The sequence below is a fragment of the Micrococcaceae bacterium Sec5.1 genome (genome assembly GCA_039636795.1).
Taxonomy (GTDB): Bacteria; Actinomycetota; Actinomycetes; order Actinomycetales; family Micrococcaceae; genus Arthrobacter.
On record CP143430.1, the window covers coordinates 989,447 to 1,009,788 of the forward strand.

The 20,342-nt window shown below is 61.1% G+C and carries 17 protein-coding genes and 1 riboswitch; of the genes, 15 read left to right on the forward strand and 2 right to left on the reverse strand.

Annotation, left to right across the window (positions count from 1 at the left end):
- Window positions 1–36 precede the first annotated feature (36 nt).
- The 12 genes from VUN82_04770 to VUN82_04825 all read left to right on the forward strand — a co-directional run bounded on the left by VUN82_04770 (window position 37) and on the right by VUN82_04825 (window position 17,068).
- A complete protein-coding gene (locus VUN82_04770) occupies window positions 37–576 on the forward strand; it encodes a TetR/AcrR family transcriptional regulator (GenBank protein ID XAS73166.1) in 540 nt (179 codons plus the stop codon).
- Between the two features lie 93 nt (window positions 577–669).
- A riboswitch (glycine riboswitch) is annotated at window positions 670–767 on the forward strand.
- A gap of 184 nt (window positions 768–951) precedes the next feature.
- Window positions 952–3,798, forward strand: a complete 2,847-nt coding sequence (gene gcvP / locus VUN82_04775; protein XAS73167.1) for an aminomethyl-transferring glycine dehydrogenase — start codon at window positions 952–954, stop codon at window positions 3,796–3,798.
- A 14-nt stretch (window positions 3,799–3,812) separates the two neighbouring features.
- The gene (gene gcvT, locus VUN82_04780) at window positions 3,813–4,961 is read left to right on the forward strand and encodes a glycine cleavage system aminomethyltransferase GcvT (protein XAS73168.1); all 1,149 of its coding nucleotides are present in this window, start codon (window positions 3,813–3,815) and stop codon (window positions 4,959–4,961) included.
- A gap of 515 nt (window positions 4,962–5,476) precedes the next feature.
- A complete protein-coding gene (gene gcvH, locus VUN82_04785) occupies window positions 5,477–5,863 on the forward strand; it encodes a glycine cleavage system protein GcvH (GenBank protein ID XAS73169.1) in 387 nt (128 codons plus the stop codon).
- Between the two features lie 588 nt (window positions 5,864–6,451).
- Window positions 6,452–7,870, forward strand: coding sequence for an L-serine ammonia-lyase (locus VUN82_04790; protein ID XAS73170.1), 1,419 nt, complete (start codon window positions 6,452–6,454; stop codon window positions 7,868–7,870).
- Between the two features lie 38 nt (window positions 7,871–7,908).
- Window positions 7,909–8,730 carry a DNA/RNA non-specific endonuclease gene (locus VUN82_04795; protein ID XAS73171.1) on the forward strand — a complete coding sequence of 274 codons (822 nt, stop codon included), beginning with the start codon at window positions 7,909–7,911 and terminating at the stop codon, window positions 8,728–8,730.
- A gap of 281 nt (window positions 8,731–9,011) precedes the next feature.
- A complete protein-coding gene (locus tag VUN82_04800; GenBank protein ID XAS73172.1) occupies window positions 9,012–9,806 on the forward strand; it encodes a hypothetical protein in 795 nt (264 codons plus the stop codon).
- On the forward strand, window positions 9,806–10,945 hold the full coding sequence (locus VUN82_04805) for a peptidoglycan-binding protein (protein ID XAS73173.1): 1,140 nt from the start codon (window positions 9,806–9,808) through the stop codon (window positions 10,943–10,945). Before VUN82_04800 ends, VUN82_04805 begins: the two co-directional genes overlap by 1 nt.
- A 77-nt stretch (window positions 10,946–11,022) precedes the next feature.
- A complete protein-coding gene (locus tag VUN82_04810) occupies window positions 11,023–12,933 on the forward strand; it encodes an ATP-binding cassette domain-containing protein (GenBank protein XAS73174.1) in 1,911 nt (636 codons plus the stop codon).
- A 111-nt stretch (window positions 12,934–13,044) separates the two neighbouring features.
- A complete protein-coding gene (locus VUN82_04815; protein ID XAS73175.1) occupies window positions 13,045–14,133 on the forward strand; it encodes a peptidoglycan bridge formation glycyltransferase FemA/FemB family protein in 1,089 nt (362 codons plus the stop codon).
- A 105-nt stretch (window positions 14,134–14,238) separates the two neighbouring features.
- Window positions 14,239–15,552, forward strand: a complete 1,314-nt coding sequence (locus VUN82_04820) for a peptidoglycan bridge formation glycyltransferase FemA/FemB family protein (protein XAS74608.1) — start codon at window positions 14,239–14,241, stop codon at window positions 15,550–15,552.
- Window positions 15,553–15,580: 28 nt separating this feature from the next.
- Complete coding sequence (locus VUN82_04825; GenBank protein XAS73176.1) at window positions 15,581–17,068, forward strand: threonine/serine exporter family protein; 1,488 nt, start codon at window positions 15,581–15,583, stop codon at window positions 17,066–17,068.
- A gap of 24 nt (window positions 17,069–17,092) precedes the next feature.
- Here the strand turns inward: VUN82_04825 and VUN82_04830 are convergent, their stop codons facing one another.
- Both VUN82_04830 and VUN82_04835 read right to left on the reverse strand, forming a co-directional pair.
- Window positions 17,093–17,932 carry a siderophore-interacting protein gene (locus tag VUN82_04830; GenBank protein ID XAS73177.1) on the reverse strand — a complete coding sequence of 280 codons (840 nt, stop codon included), beginning with the start codon at window positions 17,930–17,932 and terminating at the stop codon, window positions 17,093–17,095.
- Between the two features lie 52 nt (window positions 17,933–17,984).
- On the reverse strand, window positions 17,985–18,752 hold the full coding sequence (locus tag VUN82_04835) for a uracil-DNA glycosylase (protein XAS73178.1): 768 nt from the start codon (window positions 18,750–18,752) through the stop codon (window positions 17,985–17,987).
- Between the two features lie 132 nt (window positions 18,753–18,884).
- Here VUN82_04835 and VUN82_04840 point away from each other — a divergent pair, with 132 nt between their 5' ends.
- The 3 genes from VUN82_04840 (at window position 18,885) to VUN82_04850 (ending at window position 20,258) form a co-directional block, all read left to right on the forward strand.
- Window positions 18,885–19,196, forward strand: coding sequence for a DUF3263 domain-containing protein (locus VUN82_04840; protein XAS74609.1), 312 nt, complete (start codon window positions 18,885–18,887; stop codon window positions 19,194–19,196).
- Window positions 19,197–19,244: 48 nt separating this feature from the next.
- The gene (locus tag VUN82_04845; GenBank protein ID XAS73179.1) at window positions 19,245–19,865 is read left to right on the forward strand and encodes a LytR C-terminal domain-containing protein; all 621 of its coding nucleotides are present in this window, start codon (window positions 19,245–19,247) and stop codon (window positions 19,863–19,865) included.
- Window positions 19,866–20,054: 189 nt separating this feature from the next.
- A complete protein-coding gene (locus VUN82_04850; protein XAS73180.1) occupies window positions 20,055–20,258 on the forward strand; it encodes a cold-shock protein in 204 nt (67 codons plus the stop codon).
- Window positions 20,259–20,342 lie beyond the last annotated feature (84 nt).

Below are 20,342 nucleotides of genomic sequence, written 5' to 3' on the forward strand. Positions count from 1 at the left end.
TTCAGCACCGCCAACCCCGTAGGGAATGATGTAGTCATGCCACGAAAGCCAGTTGCCAGGGATGCAGTCCTTGATGCCTACGAAGCCCTCCTTATCGAAGTGGGGGAGCGGGCTGCCACGCTTGACGCAGTCGCCAAGCGGGCAGGGGTCTCCAAGGGCGGACTGCTTTACCACTTCCCCAACAAGGAATCGCTGATCAGCGCTCTGTTGGAGCGCTTGGATGAGTTGGCCCAGGCAGACATCGAAAAAATGAAGACGGCGCCAGATGGCAGCGCTGCTTACTTCATCCGGACCTCACTGTGGGCCGGAACTCCCATGGATCGGGCATTCGTTGCTGCCACGAGACTGGCCGAAGTTGCCCATGAGGAGACCCGCCACAGGTTTGCCGGAATCCAGCAGCAGTGGTTGGACGTCCTGGCTGAGGATGTTGGTCCGGAGGTTGCCAAGGCTGTCAGTTACATGGGCGACGGCCTGTATTTCAACGCCATGTTCGAGGGTGGCCGGGAAGGCGGCAAGGCCGGGCGGGAGGCCGACGTCGAGATCCTGCTGGGAGTCCTGGACCGGCTCCGCAAGTAGCGGGTCATCCATTTGCGGCGACGCCCCCAACGTAGGACAATTGAGCCTTGTGGTGCGCCTTTACTGGGGCACGCAAACAATTGAATATGCCTTTGATCTGCGGCGGGAGAGTCCTGCAAGCAAGTGATGCGGGCGCCGTAGGAGCAAACCCTCCCCAGGAATCTCTCAGGCCCACGCACCGCCGCGGCGAGGCAACTCTGGAAAGTAGCAGGCCTTTTGCCGCGTCCTTTGGCGCGGAAAAGATGCTGTGCTCACCGACGGTGCAAGCGATGGTTGTGCAAGCAACACGCGGAAACTCTCAGGTCCAATACAGAGCGGGGAGGAACCCAGCCACTGTGGCGTACCCAAACGCCGCCCAAGTAATGGAGTTCCTTCGTGACGGTTAGTTCAGCCTCCACCACCTTCGTCGATCGGCACATTGGCGCCCGCCGCCAGGCCGACATTGACACCATGCTCAAGACGGTCGGCTACGACACCGTTGATTCGCTGGTTGATACGGCCGTTCCCAACGACATCCGCCAGGACGTTGCCCTCACGCTCGAAAACGCGCTCAGCGAAGTTGAGGTGCTGGCTGAGCTGCGCAAGCTTGCGTCCAAGAACAAAACTGCCGTCCAGATGATCGGCCAGGGCTACTACGACACCGTCACGCCGCCGGTTATCCGCAGGAACATCCTCGAATCGCCAGCCTGGTACACCGCCTACACGCCCTACCAGCCGGAAATCTCGCAGGGCCGGCTCGAAGCCCTCCTGAACTTCCAGACCATGGTCCAGGACCTCGTGGGCCTGCCGATCGCCAACGCCTCCCTGCTGGACGAAGCAACCGCCGTTGCAGAGGCCGTGCTCATGATGCGCCGTGCCAACAAAAACAAGGCAGCCCATGATGGGAAGACCGTCCTCGACGCCGACTGCCTCCCCCAGACCATTGCCATCGTCAAGGGCCGCGCTGAGGCCCTCGGCTTCGAGGTTGAGGTTGCTGACCTTTCGCTCGGTCTCCCGGAGGGCGTCATCAACGGCGTCGTCCTGCAGCAGCCCGGCGTTTCGGGCCGCGTGTTTGATCACTCCGCCGTCATCGCTGAGGCCAAGGAACGCGGTGCACTGGTCACGGTCGCAGCAGACTTGCTCTCCCTGACGCTCATCACCCCTCCGGGCGAGCAAGGTGCGGACATCGCCGTCGGTTCCGCCCAGCGCCTCGGCGTTCCGCTGTTCTTCGGCGGCCCGCACGCCGCGTACATGGCCGTCCAGAAGGGTCTCGAGCGTTCCATGCCGGGCCGTCTGGTGGGTGTTTCCAAGGACGACGCCGGTGTCCCCGCCTACCGCTTGGCGCTGCAGACCCGCGAGCAGCACATCCGCCGCGAGAAGGCCACGTCCAACATTTGTACCGCGCAGGCGTTGCTCGCGATCGTCGCCTCCATGTACGCGGTCTACCACGGCCCGGAAGGCCTGAAGGCAATCGCCGAAACCGCCCACGGTCACGCCCGCACCCTTGCAGCGTCGCTGAAGGCTGCCGGCGTCGAGGTCCTTCACACTTCCTTCTTTGACACCATCACAGTCCGCATCCCCGGCAAAGCGGCTGAGATCGTGGCCGCCGCCGAGGCCAAGGGCATCAACCTGCGCGGCATTGACGTTGATCTGGTGGGCATCTCTGTTGACGAGACGACAACGACGGCGGTTGTCGCCGACGTCGCGGCGGTCTTCGGCGCTTCGGTGCTCGAATCAGCAGAAGATTTCGCGCTGGAATCTTCCGTGGAGCGCTCAAGCGACTTCATGCAGCACCCCGTATTCAACACGCACCGCTCCGAAACCCAGCTCCTGCGCTACATCCGCAAGCTCTCGGACCGTGACCTTGCACTGGATCGCACCATGATTCCGTTGGGTTCCTGCACCATGAAGCTCAACGCAACCGCCGAGATGGAAGCCATTTCGTGGCCGGAGTTCGCCTCGATCCACCCGTTCGCTCCGGATTCCCAGACAGAGGGCTGGCGCGAGCTGATCACCGATCTTGAGTCCCAACTAACTGAGATCACCGGCTACGATCAGGTCTCCATCCAGCCCAACGCCGGTTCCCAGGGTGAGCTCGCCGGCCTGCTCGCGATCCGTGGTTACCACCTGTCCCGTGGCGACGAGCAGCGAAATGTTTGCCTGATCCCTGCTTCTGCGCACGGCACCAACGCGGCTTCCGCAGTTCTGGCTGGCATGAAGGTTGTTGTGGTCGCCACCGCTCCTGATGGCACCATCGACCACGTGGACCTCAAGGCCAAGATCGAAGCAAACCGGGACGCACTCTCGGCCATCATGATCACCTACCCATCCACGCACGGCGTGTACGACGCCGACGTCCGGGAAGTCTGCGACGCCATCCACGAAGCCGGCGGACAGGTCTACATTGACGGTGCAAACCTCAACGCCCTCGTTGGACTCGCACAACCGGGCAAGTTCGGCGGCGACGTCTCGCACCTGAACCTGCACAAGACGTTCTGCATCCCGCACGGCGGTGGCGGACCGGGTGTTGGCCCGGTTGCGGCCAAGGCCCACCTGGCACCGTTCATGCCCGGTGATGCTGCTTCGTGGACCGAAGGCAACGACGTCCCGATTTCGGCCTCCCGTTTCGGCTCGGCCGGCGTGCTCCCGATTTCCTGGGCTTACGTGAAGCTCATGGGTGGCCAGGGGCTCACCGAAGCCACCAAGTCCGCGCTGCTGGCAGCGAACTACATCGCTTCCCGCCTCAACGAGCACTTCCCCGTCCTTTACACAGGCGAGGGCGGGCTTGTGGCCCACGAATGCATCCTGGACCTCCGCGAGCTGACTGCACGCACAGGCGTCACTGCTGAGGACGTGGCCAAGCGACTCATCGACTTCGGCTTCCACGCTCCCACCTTGGCGTTCCCTGTTGCCGGAACCCTCATGGTGGAGCCCACGGAGTCCGAGGACCTCGTGGAGATCGACCGCTTCATCGAGGCCATGATCACCATCCGTGCCGAAATCGAGCAGGTCGCCACCGGCGATTTCACTGTTGAGAACTCGCCGCTGCGCAAGGCACCCCACACGGCTGCCGCCGTCGTAAGTTCTGACTGGGACCGCGCATACCCGCGTGAGCAGGCCGCGTTCCCCGTCCACCACCTCAAGCAGGACAAGTACTTCCCGCCCGTTGGCCGCATCGACGGTGCAGCAGGAGACCGCAACCTGGTCTGCTCTTGCCCGCCGATCGAAGACTTCGAAAACTAAAGGACGCCCTGCAAATGAACGAGAACTACACCGCTCTCTACGAAGAGCACAAGAAACTGGGCGCGTCCTTCACCGACTTCGGCGGCTGGCAGATGCCCCTTAAGTACTCGTCCGAGTTGGCCGAGCACCACGCAGTCCGCAAGTCCGCTGGCTTGTTCGACCTCTCCCACATGGGCGAAGTCTGGGTCACCGGACCGGACGCGGCGGCGTTCCTGGACTACGCTCTGGTAGGCAAGATTTCCGCCATGGCCGAAGGCAAAGCCAAGTACTCGCTGATCTGCCAGGAAGACGGCGGCATCATCGACGACCTCATCACCTACCGTCGCCCCTCTCCCGAAGAAGGCCAGGACAAGTTCCTGGTGGTCCCCAACGCGGGCAACGCTGCGGTTGTGGCGGCGGCACTGCTGGAGCGCGCGGGTGGTTTTGACGTGGTTGTGGAGGACGCCTCTTCCGAGACGTCGCTCATCGCCGTCCAGGGTCCGCGCGCCGAAGCCATTTTGCTGCGCCTTGTGCCCGCAGAGCAGCACGCCTTGGTCGCCGAACTGAAGTACTACGCCGCAGTTGAGGTGCCGTTCACGTTCGACGGCGGCACTCAGGACCTGCTCCTCGCGCGCACCGGCTACACCGGTGAAGACGGCTTCGAGATCTTTGTGTCCAACGACTCCGCTGCTAACCTCTGGCAGGCCATCACCGACGCCGCTGAAGAAGGCGAGCTCGTCCCCGCAGGCCTGGCTTCCCGCGACTCCCTGCGCCTGGAAGCCGGCATGCCGCTCTATGGCAACGAACTGTCCCGCGAAGGCAACCCCTTCGCGGCAGGGCTCGGTCCCGTCGTCGCACTTTCCAAGGAAGGCGACTTCGTCGGCAAGGACGCACTCGCTGCCCTCAAAGCAGCCGGAGCCGGCTCCACCAGTGGACGCAAGCTCGTGGGCCTCAAGGGCCTGGGACGCCGCGCTGGTCGAGGCCACTACCCGGTCCTCAAAGACGGCGCAGTGGTAGGCGAAGTCACCTCCGGCCAGCCCAGCCCGACGCTTGGCTACCCGGTAGCATTGGCCTACGTCGACGTCGAGCATGCCGAAATTGGAACTGCGTTGGACATCGACCTGCGGGGCAAGAGCGAGCCGTTCGAAGTTGTCGCATTGCCGTTCTACAAGCGCCAGAAGTAAGCGGGGGTTGTCCCGACGGGTCGCCTTTTGGCCCGTCGGGTCCGGCGACCTCTGCATGCTCGGTCGCGAAAGCGCCCGCTGAGCGGACGCGACGCTCCCTTAGACGCATGCTGCCGGTCACCGGACCCGAAGGGGCTGCGCACATCACCAGGACGCGCGGCCACTCTGGCGCCCCTCGAACCGCTGAATGCTGGGGGAGTGGCCACCTGCCGAAGGTGATTCGGCTGGATCACCTTGCCCGCAGGACATGGCTCCGTTCGACTTGGCGCCACGGCGCAAGGCTGGCTCCGCGCGATGGTTCGGATCCAAGTATGTTTTGGGTTCTCGCCAGGGAGGGCGGGCCGACGGCGGGGGAGCGGGTTCCGGGAGCGGGCGTCCAAGGGAGCGGCACGTCCGCTCAGCGGGCGTCCTCGCGACCGAGCCCGCGGAGGAACCCGGTTCCACGCCCCCAACCCAGCCAAGACTGCCGCACACGCAGCACAAAGATTTTGCCAACCAAAGAATAGGAAAACAGAATGCCCAAAGTAGCGCCCGAACTTCAGTACTCCGACGAGCACGAGTGGGTTTCCCGCGGAGAGGGGAACCTGGTGTCCGTCGGGATTTCCGAGGTTGCCACCGACGCGCTGGGTGACATCGTGTACGTTGACCTGCCCGAGGTTGGCTCCGCCGTGACTGCTGGCGAGACCTGTGGCGAGGTTGAGTCCACAAAGAGCGTTTCGGACCTGTACTCGCCGGTCACTGGTGAGGTCACCGAGATCAACGACGCCGTCGTGGGCGATCCGGCCCTGATCAACAACGACCCCTATGGTGCCGGCTGGTTGTTCAAGGTCGCCGCTGAGTCCGAGGGCTCGCTGCTCTCGGCCGAAGAGTACGCCTCCAAGAATGGCGGAGATCTGGCGTAAGGTCACTTTCGGGCCCGTCGGGGCCGGCATCCTCTGCGGCCTCGGTCGCTTGGGCGCCCGCTGGGCGGACGCGAAGCTCCCTTAGACGGTCGCTGCCGGACGCCGGTCCCGAAGGGGCCAGCGTTCAGGCGCCACCGTATCGTGGGGTTGGGATGCTCGCTTAGACGCCCGCTGCCGGACGCCGGTTCCAAGGCGCCCGTTCCTCGGCGGGGGTGAGGGATTGGGATGCTCGCTTAGACGCCCGCTGCCGGACGCCGGTCCCAAAGGGGCCCGTTCCTGGGCGCGCGGTGAGGGGTTGCCAGTCCGTTTCGGGGGTTCGCTGCCGGAGATGCCGTGCGCACGGCATATTTGGCAGCGAACCCCCGAAATGGCCACTGGAGCCCGCGGAGGACGTTGGCCCGAAGCGCCCATACAGCGCCCACTGTGGCGTAGCGTGGGATTGTAGGAACTAAATAATTCGCGACGCCGGGTTGCCGCCACAAGGGGCCGCCCGGCGTCGTTGTTCGGTCGCTTCCGCCACGAGCGGGGGAGACCATCCGCCAGGACCATCTGGCGGACCGTTTCAAACTGTATTAAGGAATCCCGACCATGGCTGTTGGTGTTTTCGATTTGTTCACCGTGGGTATTGGCCCGTCGAGTTCGCATACTGTGGGGCCGATGCGGGCTGCCGCGGTGTTTGCCGGTGAGCTGCGTGAGTCCGCCGTGCTGGACCAGGTGGCGTCTTTGCGCGTTGATTTGTATGGCTCTTTGGCTGCGACCGGCCGTGGGCACGGGACCATGACGGCCACGCTGCTGGGCCTCGAGGGTTACCACCCCGAGTTGATCCTGCCCGAGGAAGTGGAGGAGCGGCTCGCGTCGATCGCTGAGACGGGTGTGCTGAATCTGGCCGGAGCCGGTGAAGCGGGTGCCGGGGTTCAGTTGCCATATGCCGTGGAGGACATGATCCTGCATCCGTTGACCGTGTTGCCGCGGCATACGAATGGGATGAAGTTTGCCGTGGCTGATGCTGAGGGCAACGTGCTGCGGGAGGCGACGTTTTTCTCGGTGGGTGGCGGGTTCATTGTCCGGGAGGGTGAGGAGGACGCGGCCCGGGCGGAGTTGGAGGAGACGAAGGCGGAGTTGCCGTTGCCGTTCCGGACGGCTGCTGAGTTGATGGGCCGGTGCTCCTCGAAGGGCCTGGGGATCAGCGACATCATGTTCATCAACGAGCGTGCGTCCCGGTCGGAGGAGGAGATCCGGGAGGGTCTGCTGCATATCTGGCATGTGATGGAGGCGTGTGTTGAGACGTCGTTGAAGCGTGAGGGTGTGTTGCCCGGGGGTTTGAGGGTCCGTCGTCGTGCTCCTGATTGGTTGGAGCGGTTGTTGAAGGAAGACAAGGACCGCGACGATCCGAAGTATTGGCAGGAGTGGGTGAACCTGATCGCGTTGGCTGTTAATGAGGAGAACGCCACGGGCGGGCGGGTGGTGACGGCGCCGACGAACGGCGCGGCGGGGATCATCCCGGCGGTGTTGTATTACGCGTTGAATTATGCCCCGGGCATGGATCAGGCCACTCAAAAGGACAGGGATGATGTGGTGGTGAAGTTCCTGCTCGCCGCGGGTGCGGTGGGTGTGTTGTATAAGGAGCAGGCGTCCATTTCGGGTGCTGAGGTGGGCTGCCAGGGTGAGGTGGGGTCGGCGTCGTCGATGGCTGCTGCCGGGTTGGCCGAGGTGATGGGTGGTACGCCGGGGCAGGTGGAGAACGCGGCGGAGATCGCGATGGAACACAACCTGGGGCTCACGTGTGATCCGATCGGGGGGTTGGTGCAGATTCCGTGTATTGAGCGGAACGCGATTGCTGCGGCGAAGGCGATCAACGCGGCGAAGATGGCGTTGTGGGGTGATGGAACGCACCGGGTGTCGCTGGATGAGGTGATCGTGACGATGCGTGAGACCGGCAAGGACATGTCCTCCAAGTACAAGGAAACAGCGATGGGCGGCCTGGCCGTGAACGTCGTCGAATGCTGAGTCTGTTTACTGTCGGTCCCTAGTGCCATGCTGTATCCATGAGCGGGGGATACGACAGGGATTTTTTGCGGGCACGCCTTGAACTGCCCAGTCCGTCGGCAACGACGATTCTTCTGGACTACACGCATTTCTCCGTGCGCTTCCGGGTTGCCCGGAAGCTCGCGGCGATCGTGGGGGTCAACATCAGTGGCCGCGAGCTGAGCCCGCTGGCCCGGGAGGGAACCTGGCATTTCGATAGCAGGATCCCTAAGGAACAGCAGGCCGGCCCGGACGTCTACAAAAACAACGCGTTCGATCGTGGGCACTTGGTCCGTCGCCTGGATCCCGTGTGGGGCGATCCGGCCACGGCCAAAACGGCCAACCAGGAGACCTTCGTATTTACCAATGCCGCACCGCAGGTGGACGACTTCAACCAAGGCAAGGAACTGTGGGTGGGGCTCGAGGACCACGTGCTGGGTCACGCGGATGCGTATGACGCCAAGCTCTCCGTGTTCACCGGGCCAGTACTTCTCGACGACGACCTCCCGTACAGGGGCGTACAGGTTCCGCGGAAGTTCTGGAAAATTGCCGTATGGACCAACGACGCCAAGCTCGGCGCCGCCGGCTTTGTACTGGATCAATCGCCGTTACTGGGCAAAGTTGAACTGAAAAAGGCGATCGACCAGCGGCTCCTTGAAGGTGAGCCACCCCCGCTGGGGCCGTACCGGACTTTCCAGGTCCCTATCGCGCAGATCGCAGACCTGACCGGACTGAGCCTCAGTAGGCTCGCCAACGCGGACCGTCTGGTGAAGGGCCAGCGCGAACTCGGGAAGGAACCGAAAGCCATCAAGTTGGAGAGCGCTGAGCAGATCCGGCTGTAAGGGCGCGTTGGACCGGGACGGACGTCCCCTTTATATGTGTCGTGGCCAGGAGCTTCGTGACGCCCAAACATGACTATTTCTGATAAATCCCTAATGTTTCACCATTGAATTCCCGATAAACTGCCCCGTTTGATGTTCCCTCGCAAGATGATTATTTTTAGCATCAATACAGTTTCAATCGGAGCTGGGGGCCGGGAGGCAAAATGGCACGGTATCCACTGAGTCTGCTCGTGTTGGTAGTTGCATTGGCCGGATGCAGCGCCAATTCGCAGCCTGGCGGAGTGGATGCCGCGTCCTTGCCATCCGTGGACCGAGCAGCATATGCCGGCGTGCATGCAAAACTGGATCCGGCTACGGCGACCATTTCCTTGCCCATGGATGCGTACGAAGCGACGCCCGACGAATCAATGGTCATAACTGCGGCCAACATGTATGTCATCGAGGATTGCATGAAAAACGCCGGTGTCACCATGCCAGAGAAGCACGGTGATCTGACGGTTAAAGCCGACCAGTCGTATGGCGTTTGGGTTCCCGAACTTGCGGCGAAGTACGGATATGACAAGGCAATCATCCGTACCGTCCCAGGTATTTACGATTCCAGGACGAGGGAATCAGCGGACGCAAATGTCAAGAAGTACTTTGAATGCGATAACGCCACGACCTCGAATCAGATACCTCCATTCCGAAGCAGAATCGCCGGTGCGGACTCATTGCTAACAAACATTAGCAATGACTCAAATGCATTATCTGAGCGGGATCCTGACTGGAGGGAATCACGCGACGACTGGATTGCTTGCCTCAAAGATGCCGGAATTTCAATGCGACAGGACTCACCTGATGCGTGGGTGCCTTCGTACCCTTCGGACAAGCAAGGCGAAATCAGGACAGCTGTTCAAGACGCGAATTGCAAGCAGGAAACCAAGGTAATGCAACGCATCTCGGATATCCGGGCGCAGTATCAATCTGCCCTGATCGCCGCCAACCAAGCTGCCATGAACAGGCTCGCGGATGATAAGACCGAGGCTTTGGCCAAAGCGAGGACGATTCTCCGGCAACATGGCAAGGGCGCCGCTTGATGCCGTTGCAGCAAGACGCAGTAGTTAAGGTCCCACGTGTTCCGCGACTCCGGCGGATCATTGGCTTCTTGGTCATAGTTATGGCAGGAATGGCAGGTTCCTTCCTTGCCGGAAGCTACATAAAGTCACCCCAGTCTGCGACCCTCGACTCCATCAACACTCCAATCAAGGTGACCGCCACAGTGGAGCGTAGGACTTTGGCGAGCACTTTGATCATCCCCGGGAGCATGACCCCGGGAACGTCGGTGGGCATCGCAGCATCAGTACCGCCAGGGACTGAACGCGCCGTCATAACGCGCATGCTGGTTGCTGTTGGCGACACGCTAAAGCCCGGGACAATCGTTGCGACTGTGTCCGGGCGCCCTCTCATTGTCATATCAACGTCCGTCCCGTTGTATCGGGACCTGAAAGATGGTGACAACGGTCAAGACGTTTCCGCCTTGCAGAATTGGCTTCAATCCATAGGGTATCGGCCCAACATGACTGGAATATTTGATAAGTCCACCCAAGAATCCGTGGCGGCTTTGTACCGTGACGTTGATCAGTCAGCCCCAAAATCCGACGACAAGAAGGCCATGGTCCGGTGGAGGGAGTTTGTTCAAATTCCTGGTGATGAGGGCTCTGTGACGAGCATTGCTGCTTCAGGAGCCGTGCTGACGGACGATCTTTTGGTGGCTACAGCGCAAACTGCCCCGGACGTGGCCGTGGGACGGGCGTCAATTACACAGGCTGAAGCTCTCACAGTTGGCCAGGCCGTTGCGCTCGAAGCCAGTGGGTACAGCGCCCAGGGCGTCATTCAGAGCATCGGGGTTTTCGACCAAGGCAATCCGGAAAAGGGGACGCTTCCAGGAATGGACATCATCGCATCTGTTCCGGACGATCCCAACAAACCAAAGCCGGGTCAGCCAGTCTCTGTCAGCGTGAAGGAGCCGGTCCAAGAGACCCTGGCAGTTCCCCTGACCGCCATCAAACAGGATGACATCGGGACGTATGTGACCGTGCCAAGTTCGAAAAAGGACGCTGGTGAGGATACTTCGGCGGAAAGAATCGACGTGACGGTGACAGGGCAGCGCGATGGCTGGGCTGCCTTGGCCGAGACTTCGAAGCTGGAGCCTGGAACCACGGTCGACGTATCGTGAACCTGCCTGCGCAAAGGCCCGGCAGGATTCCCCTGCTCCGGTTGGAAGGCATCGGGCGCTCCTATGCAGGAGCCGATGTGCCTACTGCGGCCCTTCAAGACGTCAATCTTGAGATCTGTGAGGGTGAATTCGTTGCGATCATTGGTCCCTCAGGATCCGGCAAATCAACGCTACTGAACATTCTTGGACTGTTGGACCGTGCATCAGAAGGCACGTACTCGATCAACGGTGCAGTCGTATCACTGATGGCCGAGAAGCAGCGTGACTGGTTGCGATCGCGGATGTTTGGGTTTGTCTTCCAAGCCTCGCACGTGATCTTGGATGAATCGTCCGCACGGAACGCAGCGCTCGGCCTTCGTGTGCAAGGTGTCCGCCACCTGGACCGGGAGTTGGAAGTAACGCAGGCCCTGCTGCGCGTTGGGTTGCTGCACAGGACAAGCGTGCTCGGCAAGAACCTCTCTGGAGGGGAGAGGCAACGTCTTGCCTTGGCTCGTGCTCTCGCGACCAAGCCCAGGATCCTGTTCGCAGACGAACCCACAGGCAACCTGGACAGTGTCAATACCCAGAGCGTCATCGCGGATCTCAAGGCGTTGAATCGAACCGGGGTGACAGTCGTCGTCATTACGCATGATCCGATCGTCGCCGCCGCAGCAGCCCGCCGGATCGTCATCGACGACGGACGACTGGCAAAGCCCGACGCGCCGGGTTCCCCTGCCTCGACAGCTGTTCACGAGCCCATGGTTGGGCGCCCGGATCCAACTGAAGTTTTCTCCCCAGCCCCACTGGGGAGACGGCTCAATCTCTTGATGGATGACGTCTATGATGCATTGGCATCCCTTACCTCCAGGGCAGGCAAGGCACTGCTGCTCATTCTGGCGTTCATGCTGGGATCGGGCGGACTGGTTGCCTCAGTAGGCCTTAGCCAAAGTGCCTCCGCGCAGGTTTCCGAGCGCGTGGCCGAAGCCGCATTGGATGAAGTGCAAGCCTCAAGAAGCCCATCTGGGGTCCAACCCACGAACGCTGACATCGCAGCCTTGCGAGGTCAGAAGAGGAAAATAGAGAATCTTCACGGAGTGGTCGCGGTTGGTTTGCGAGTGGAGTTGGCGACTTCTGAATTTCGGCCCACACGCTTTCAGCCAAATAGGGGAATCCAGGAGGACGACTTCGCAGGGTCACTCCTGGCCGTGGACTCGACGTTCCTCGACATTAGCCAGGCCGTAGTTGAGCCTGCTTCTGCGTTATCTCTTCTGGACAATTCCTTCGGAAAGCCCGTAGCAATATTGGGACAAGATACGGCCGTCCGTTTAGGGATTCCTTCTGCGGGTCCGGGCCAGAAAATTTGGATCGGTGGGCAGTCCGTTCCAGTCGTGGGCATACTGCGCCAAGCCGGAAGGAACCCGGTTCTCGCAGACAGCATCATCCTGGGGATCAGCGCCTACCCATCCGCTGCTTCTGACAACCCTGTATTTGTGATCCGCACTCTCCCTGGATTTCCAGCACCATTGGCCGACGTGATTCCTTTGGCCCTCGACGCAGCTCATCCGGAGCACTTCACCGTCAACACGGTGGCAGACCTTCGTTCGCTCCGCAAAGGAGTCAACAACGACCTGGGCGTGTTGATCAGTGTCATCTCGTGGGTGTTGCTGGCACTCGCCTGTCTTAGCGCTGCTACGTCGATGTATCTGACTGTGCAAACGCGAAGATCGGAGATCGCTCTGCGGAGAGCCCTCGGTACGAGTCGCTTCAGCATTGGCCGGATGTTTATCTTTGAGGGTTTGCTGGTGGGATTGGGCGGTGGACTGGCTGGCGGAGCGGTCGGAGTGCTGGGAGTTCTGACCTTTTGCCTGGGCCAAGGGTGGACACCGGTTCTGGGGCCTGAATCAGTGTGGACCGGAGTTGCCGCTGGCGCAGCTACTGGTGTTCTTTCAGCGTTGTATCCAGCCATTGCGGCGTCCAAAGCGGATCCGGCTCAGGCTATTCGCGCCTAGTTCGAGCGGGCAACTCACCCAGAGTCGGGCTATTTTCCTCGGCCCGATAGACTTGAGGCTGCATGTCCGCATGCGCACCCAGCTTTTGAACACTGCACCAAACCCCTGAGATTGGACACGGCCACCTTGCGAGAATTTACCGCCCGCTTTGCCACCGCCGAGGAAATCGATAACTGGGACAAGCACGTCACAGCCAACCCCAATGGCGGCAACATGCTGCAGTCGGACGCCTATGCGGCAGTCAAGGATGGCAACGGCTGGCTGGTCCGCCGGCTCGTCATCGAGGCCGCTGACTACGCCAGCTACAACCTGCTTCTTGAGAAGAAGTTCCCCGTCCTTGGCCGGCTCTGGTACCTCATCAAGGGACCGGACGCAGCCGAGGTAAGCGACATCAAGCCTATGCTGAACGCCGTCGCCGCCTTGGCGAAGGAACAGAAGATGAACGTCTTCACCATCAAGATAGAGCCCGACGTCGTGGAGTCACCTGAGGTGTCCGGCCAGCTGAAGGCGGCAGGCTTGGTTAAGGCCCCGAACATCCAATCCAACGATTCCACCGCACTCCTGGACATCTCCGCGCCCGCCAATGAAGTGCTGCGGAGCATTTCATCGCGGGCCCGCAACGCTGTCCGCAGGGCAGAACGTGAAGGATGCGAGGTTCTCCCCGCCGAGCCTGGCGAGGAGACCTACCGCAAGCTCTACGCACTGATGCAGGACACAGTGAACGCCAAGGGTGCCATGCCGTTGCGGAGCTACGAGTACTACTCCCGTTTCTGGCACGAATTCTGCAGCCGTGGCCAGGGACACTTCTTCTTTGTCTACGAGGACGGCGCACCCAGCGTCGGTGCCTTTGTTATCAACTATGGCTCCAAGGCAACTTACAAGGATGGCGGCTCCACCCAGAACCGCAAGCAGTACGGTGACTCGCATTTGGTCCAGTGGGCAGCTATCCAGCGGATGCAGGATCTGGGCTGCGTTGAGTACGATTTCTGCGGCACGCCGCCTGCCGCCCGGATCAAGGACAAGACACACCCGCTGTTCGGCATGGGTTTGTTCAAAACGAGTTTCACCAAGACCGTGACGGACTTCGTGGGTTGCTACGACCTCGTCCTCGGACCAATCCGCCATAAGCTCTGGCTCAAGGGTGCAGAGCGCATCTTCCGCCGGCTGGAAACTATGCGCACAGGCGGACAATTCTACTAAAGAACCGGCACCAACCCAACACTTCAGGCCCGCCCCGGCCACCAACGGGTGCAAATCTATCTAGGTGAGGTAATTTCTTTGACTCCGATTGAGGCTGGAACCGGCATGGAATTCGTGATTCTCAGTGACGCTGATTTCGAGACATTCGCCAAGGGGCACCCACAAGGCAGCTTCATCCAGTCCGTGGATCTGGCGCGTTTCCAACGTGCCCGCGGCCAGGAAGTGGAGCTCTTTGGCGTGACCCGCGGTGGCAGCCTGATCGCTGCCGGAAAGCTCGTCTACACCACCAATCGCTTTGGCTACAAGGTCTGCGACTGCGCAAAGGGACCACTGCTGGACTACAACGACGCCGAAGCGGTGCGGTTCGTCGTCGAGCAGTTGAAGAAGCATGCGGCCTCGAAGAAGGCCGCTGAGCTGCGGATCTCACCCAACGTCAAGTACATCGCCCGCGACGAGGACGGTGCCGAGCACCCGGAGGTTGAGGACAACCGTCCACTGCTGAAGGAGCTGGCAGGATTGGGCTTCAAGCACCAGGGCTTTGACATGAATTTCGCAAACATCAACTGGATGTTCGTCAAGAAGCTGGACGGAATCGCCGATTCCGAAGAGCTCATCATGGGCATGAACTACCGCACGCGCAAGGCCATCCGGAAGGCCGAAAAGAACGGCGTTTACCTGGAGCAGGCCACGCTGGAAACCCTGGACGACTTTTACAACGCGCTGAGCACTGCCGGCGACGAAAAGGGTTTCACCTACCGCGAGCGTGAGTACTACGAGCAACTGCTCCGTAATACCTCGGATGAGTTCACCAAGCTCATGATGGCCAAGATCAACATCCCCGAATACCGGGCCTCCATCACTGAGCGCCTGGATGCCGAAGCCAAAACTCTCGCGGACCTCAAGCGCGACGTCGAGGAAACCGGCAGCAAGAAGAAGGCCAACCGCATCAAGGTAGTCCAGGACCTTGTGGACAGCTACGAGCGAAGCCTCAAGGACATCGAACGCTTTCCCGACTCGGTTGGAGTGGCTACGGTTGCGGCGATCCACTTCGCTTGCTCCGGGGATGAAATCGTGTGCGTGATCGGCGGCACTGTCCAGGACTACATCTACTTCAACGGAGCTACGTCGCTGTACTGGGGCATGCTGTTGCACGCGCTGAACAATGGCTACTCGCGTTACAACTTCTACGGCACGTTCGGCATCCAGGGCCAGGATGAAACCGGCCACGGCGGCTACGAATTCAAGAAGGGCTTCGGCGGCGAGGTGGTCCAGCTGGTTGGAGACTTCGTGGCACCGGTGAATCTGCCGGTCTTCACCGCTTACCAGGCGGTCAGGAAGCTTGCAGCTGCCGCCAAGACGGTTCTGGCAAAATTGCCGGAGCCCGGAAACCTGCTGAGGAAATTCCGGGGGAAGAACTAATCAACCAAAGCCTAAGGAGGAACGCTGCGTGACTGAACGCCCTGAGGGCTCCGGCGGCAGGCCTCACACTGACGGCTTGCCCAAGACCCAGCCGATGCGGCCATCGCAAATCCGGCAGAATGCCAATGCCAAACGCATGCTGATGCGCTTGGTGCAAGGCGATAGCCCACCTACAGCCCCCATGAACATTGTGGACCGGCTCGCGGGCAGTCCCTACGCCAACCCCACTATCCAGGTGGTGGGCGTCGACGCCTCGGCGCGTAAGACCATCGACTTCGCCTTGCACCTGGCCGAAGTCATGTTCCGCTACGGCGCAGGTGCCCTTGAAGTTGAGACCAGCATGATTGCCGTTACCGCCGCCCTTGGCTTGAAGAACGTTGAAGTGGACATCACCAACCAGTCGGTGGCCATCAACTATGCGCCAAAGGACCAGACCCCCATCACGTTGTTACGGGTGGTGCGCTCGTGGACCAACAACTACGCGGGACTTGCCCAGGTCCATCAACTGGTCACGGACATCGTGGCCGGGGGAGTGGGCCGTGACGAAGCCGTCCGTCGATTGAATGACATCGTCCGCAGCGCCAAGCCTTTCCCTCGATGGATGGTCACGGTTGCCTTCGCTGTGTTCGCGGCGGTGTTCGTGGGCGTCCTGGGTGGTGGTCCGGGCGCTTCAGCCCTCGCCTTTGGCTCCAACTTGCTGATCAGTTTGGTTGCCCGGCAACTCAGCCGCTGGCGCACCCCCGACTTCTTCATCACCATGGCATGCTCGTTCCTGGTCACGTTTATCGCCCTGATGCTGCGGTGGGCGGGTGCGGACATCGCTCCATCCATTGTGGTTGCGGGTGGAATCCTGTTGTTGCTTCCAACGGGCAGGCTTGTATCTTCCGTGCAGGACGCCATCAACGGCTTCCCGGTCACGGCGGCCGGACGATTCCTCTCCACGCTGCTCACCTTCGGCGCGATCGTCGCTGGTATCGCCGTCGCCGTCGTCGTCGGGACCCTCATGGGCAGCGAAGTCCTGGACGTCACCAAAACATTCCCCGATGCGTATCCTTTGTGGGGCCAAGCCATTCTGATCGCCATCGCCGTAGTGGCTATCGGCGTCACCGAGCAGACACAGATGCGCCTGTTACTCCCGACGGCGGCAGTCGGCTTGGTCGGCTTCTTCGTCTTGTGGGCGGCTACCACTGCGGGGTTCGGCGACCGCTTGTCGCCGGCAGTATCGGCTGTGGCCATCGGCCTGTTGGCTCGGGTAGTGGCACTGAAACTTGGCGCTCCCCAGCTTGTAGTGGCTGTTCCGGCCGCGCTCATCCTGCTGCCCGGCCTGACTATATTCCGTTCAATGTATGTATTGACCATTGAGGAAGCGGACATTCTTCAGGGCGCCGGAGGCATGCTGAATGCAGGTGCGATTGTCCTGGGAGTGGCAGCAGGAATCGTCCTCGGTGACAACCTGGCCAGGCCGCTCACGAAGGGCCTATCCAGCAACGAGCGCCGCAGGGTACGGCGCCGCTAGATCTGCGCTGGCCGCTGGATCTGACTAAATCTGTCCTACGGGAAGCTTCTTCTCGGCCTGGAAAACTTCTTCTACCCGGCCCTGAGCCCAGTAACCGGAGAGCGAAACCTGCGAACGCTCCAGGCCGCGCTCGGCGAAGAAGATCTGCCGGAGGCCCTTCATGTAGCCCCGTTCGCCATGCGCAAAGACATCTACGCGGCCGGGCAGCCACTGCATTTCACGAAGCGCCTCAAGCAGCAGTTCGCTTGATCCGGCCGGCACTCCGTTGCGCTGGAGCCAACGGAGTTCCAGTCCGGCAGGAGCAGAGATAGGCAGGATGTCCTCGGCGCTGTCCACCTCAAGGAACGCGTATCCGCGGGCTTCCGGAGCGAGAGTCTCTATGCAGGCTGCGATGGCTGGAATCGCGGCGTCATCTCCGGCGAAGAGGTGCCAATCGGCGTCGGGCGCAGGATTGTAGGCGCCGCCGGGGCCGGTAAAAATCAGAGTGTCCCCAGGTTCCGCTGCCGCTGCCCAAGGCCCTGCCAGGCCCTCGTCGCCATGGACTACGAAGTCAATCGCCAGTTCCCGTTCTTCCAGGTCCACCCAGCGGATGGTGTAAGTCCGGGTGTGCGGCCATTGCTCTCGTGGCATCGTCTCGCGGATGGCCCACAGGTCCAGTGGAAGTTGGTAATCAACGCCGGGCTGGGGAAAAACGATCTTGACGTACCGGTCCACGTATTCGTTGTTCACGTAGTCGCTGAACCCTGGCCCGCCGGCGACGATCCGCACCATGTGAGGCGAGAGCCATTCTTTGCGCAGGACCCTCAGGTTGACCTGCGGGCGTGTGGTCCGGGTGGCGGATGAAGATACGGGGAGAGCAGCCATATAGGCAAGCCTAAGCTAATTCGCGGGGTGCCAGTTGGGTATGAGTCGAAGGTTACAAGATGGGTAGTTCCCAATCGACGGGCTCTGCGCCCTGTGACGCCAACAGCTGGTTCGTTCGGCTGAACGGCTTGGAACCAAAGAAGCCACGTGATGCCGAAAGGGGACTCGGGTGCACCGAAGTGATTGCCGGTGTGCCATCCAGCAGCGGCATGACCGCTTCGGCGTCCTTCCCCCACAGAATCGCTACCAGGGGACTCCGGCGTCCCGCGCCGTCGGTGCGATGGGCTACCGCACTGACAGCCGCCGTCGTGATTGCCTCCCAGCCTTTGCCGCGGTGTGAGCCAGCGCTTCCGGCTGCGACACTCAGGACACGGTTCAGCAGCAGGACGCCTTGGTCCGTCCAGGCCGTGAGGTCGCCATGGATGCGCGGCGGGAGCCCGAGGTCGTCGTGGAGTTCACGATAAATATTTGCCAGGCTCCGGGGGATCGGCCGCGTATGCCGCGAAACGGCAAAGGAAAGCCCGACGGCGTGTCCGGGGGTTGGGTAGGGATCCTGGCCAAGGATGAGTACTTTGACGTCAGCCAATGGTCGGCGGAAAGCCCGGAGAAGGTTGGTAGCTGCAGGAAGGACGTGGATCCCTTGGGCAGCCTGAGCCGCAACAAAGGCCAAAGCCTCACGGAGTTGGCCTTCCACGGGTCGCAACGCGTCCGCCCAGTCCACGGCCATCAGCTCTTCCAAGGGTTGGTCAACAAGCTCCTCGAAGCCCCGATCGGCAACGCCGGCGGGTTCCAGGTCAAACAGTGCATCCTCACCAGTCACCCTGTCATTGTCTCCTCCAGAGCATCGGCGGTGCGAATGACAGCGTTGTTATTCGCCCGTAACATGGGGGTAGGACATTTTCCCCCAACCAGCGTCAAGGAGTGTGCCGTGGCAGAACCAGCACCGGAACCAATGGCGCCGCAGTCTACCGGTTTCGCACTTGAAGACCTGGCAGCCGAGACCCGCAGCGACTCACCTCTAAGTGACCGTGATCAGCAAATGTTGGCCTTGGAACGGCAATGGTGGAAGTACGCCGGCGCCAAGGAACAGGCGATCCGTGAGCTCTTCAATCTCTCCGCCACGCACTATTACCAGATCCTGAACGCACTTATCGATACCGAAGATGCGTTGGCCCACGATCCCATGCTGGTGAAGAGATTGCGTAGACTACGTACGTCGCGCCAACGTGCGCGGACAGCGCGCCGTTTGGGGTCCGACGCGTAAATCGCCCGGCTGATCGTCAGCAGCAACCAGCAAGGACAAGGCTTCACCATGACCAAATTTGCCAAGGATGAATTCGACCGGGTCCCACAGAACAGCTCCCGGCAGGGGGTGCACCGTGACGCCCAAGAGACAGTCCGCCCCAATTTGTGGCCGGTCTTGACAGTAGGGGCCGTCGCCCTGGTGCTGGGACTCGTAGCTTTCCTGATACTTCCGCGGCTTGGCCTGGTGGCCCCCAGCGCGTCCACAAGCGTCTCGACGCCGGCGCCCCAGCAGAGCGAAACCTCCCCTTCTGCTGCACCTACCGAATCAAGCAACGCACCCATCGCTTCCGGCGAGCCGAGCCCGGGAACCACGCCTTCAGGCGAAGCTTCGGCAACTCCTTCTGCTGCGCCGGTGGACAAGTCCGTTGCAGTGGCTGTCTACAACGGCACGGCTACGGCTGGGCTTGCCAGTCGCGTCGCGGGCCTGGTCCAAGGCGATGGTTGGGCTTTGGGATCTGTGGGGAACTGGGGCGGCCTGCCGCAACAGTCTTCCGTGGTCTTTTACAACGTCCCTGGACAGAAGGCGAATGCAGAAGCACTGGGCAAACTCCTCGGTATCACCGCGGTTGTTGAGTCTCCTGAAATACAGCAGCCTCTAGTGGTTGTTGTGGGACCTGGCTACCGGTAATTTCGCTGAATCCCGCCCGTTTTTCTGTGGTTTCAGCCTCGAAAGCTGCAACTCGGTTAAGCCTCAATAACAAAAGCCATGGTCAGCCCCTCGGCAGCAGCGCGCGGATAGTGACTGTGGTTACAGTGGATTGATTCCGGTCCGGAGATCCCGGCAACCGGTCTTGGCTACTGTGAAAGTGTGGGCATCATGGCTTTGGGAACCGTCAAATGGTTCAATGCCGAAAAAGGGTACGGCTTCATCACTGTGGATGACTCCGGCGACGACGTCTTCGTGCACTGGTCCGCTATTCAGATGGAAGGCTTCCGTGCCCTCGAGGAAGGCCAGCGGGTGGAGTTCGAATTAGGCGAAGGCCAGAAGGGTCCGCAGGCCGAAAGCGTCCGCGTTGCATAGTCCCTTCGGCCGTCACGTCAGCTAACGGCTGAAACCCCTTTGTTTATAGCGCAAAGTGGCGCTTCTGCTTGCACTCTCCCCGGT

Coding starts and splice junctions, on each gene's coding strand:
- VUN82_04770 (XAS73166.1), top strand. CDS start 37: ATGCCACGAAAGCCAGTTGCCAGGGATGCAGTCCTTGATGCCTACGAA.
- gcvT (XAS73168.1), top strand. CDS start 3,813: ATGAACGAGAACTACACCGCTCTCTACGAAGAGCACAAGAAACTGGGC.
- gcvH (XAS73169.1), top strand. CDS start 5,477: ATGCCCAAAGTAGCGCCCGAACTTCAGTACTCCGACGAGCACGAGTGG.
- VUN82_04790 (XAS73170.1), top strand. CDS start 6,452: ATGGCTGTTGGTGTTTTCGATTTGTTCACCGTGGGTATTGGCCCGTCG.
- VUN82_04795 (XAS73171.1), top strand. CDS start 7,909: ATGAGCGGGGGATACGACAGGGATTTTTTGCGGGCACGCCTTGAACTG.
- VUN82_04805 (XAS73173.1), top strand. CDS start 9,806: ATGCCGTTGCAGCAAGACGCAGTAGTTAAGGTCCCACGTGTTCCGCGA.
- VUN82_04820 (XAS74608.1), top strand. CDS start 14,239: ATGGAATTCGTGATTCTCAGTGACGCTGATTTCGAGACATTCGCCAAG.
- VUN82_04830 (XAS73177.1), bottom strand. CDS start 17,932: ATGGCTGCTCTCCCCGTATCTTCATCCGCCACCCGGACCACACGCCCG.
- VUN82_04840 (XAS74609.1), top strand. CDS start 18,885: ATGGCGCCGCAGTCTACCGGTTTCGCACTTGAAGACCTGGCAGCCGAG.
- VUN82_04845 (XAS73179.1), top strand. CDS start 19,245: ATGACCAAATTTGCCAAGGATGAATTCGACCGGGTCCCACAGAACAGC.
- VUN82_04850 (XAS73180.1), top strand. CDS start 20,055: ATGGCTTTGGGAACCGTCAAATGGTTCAATGCCGAAAAAGGGTACGGC.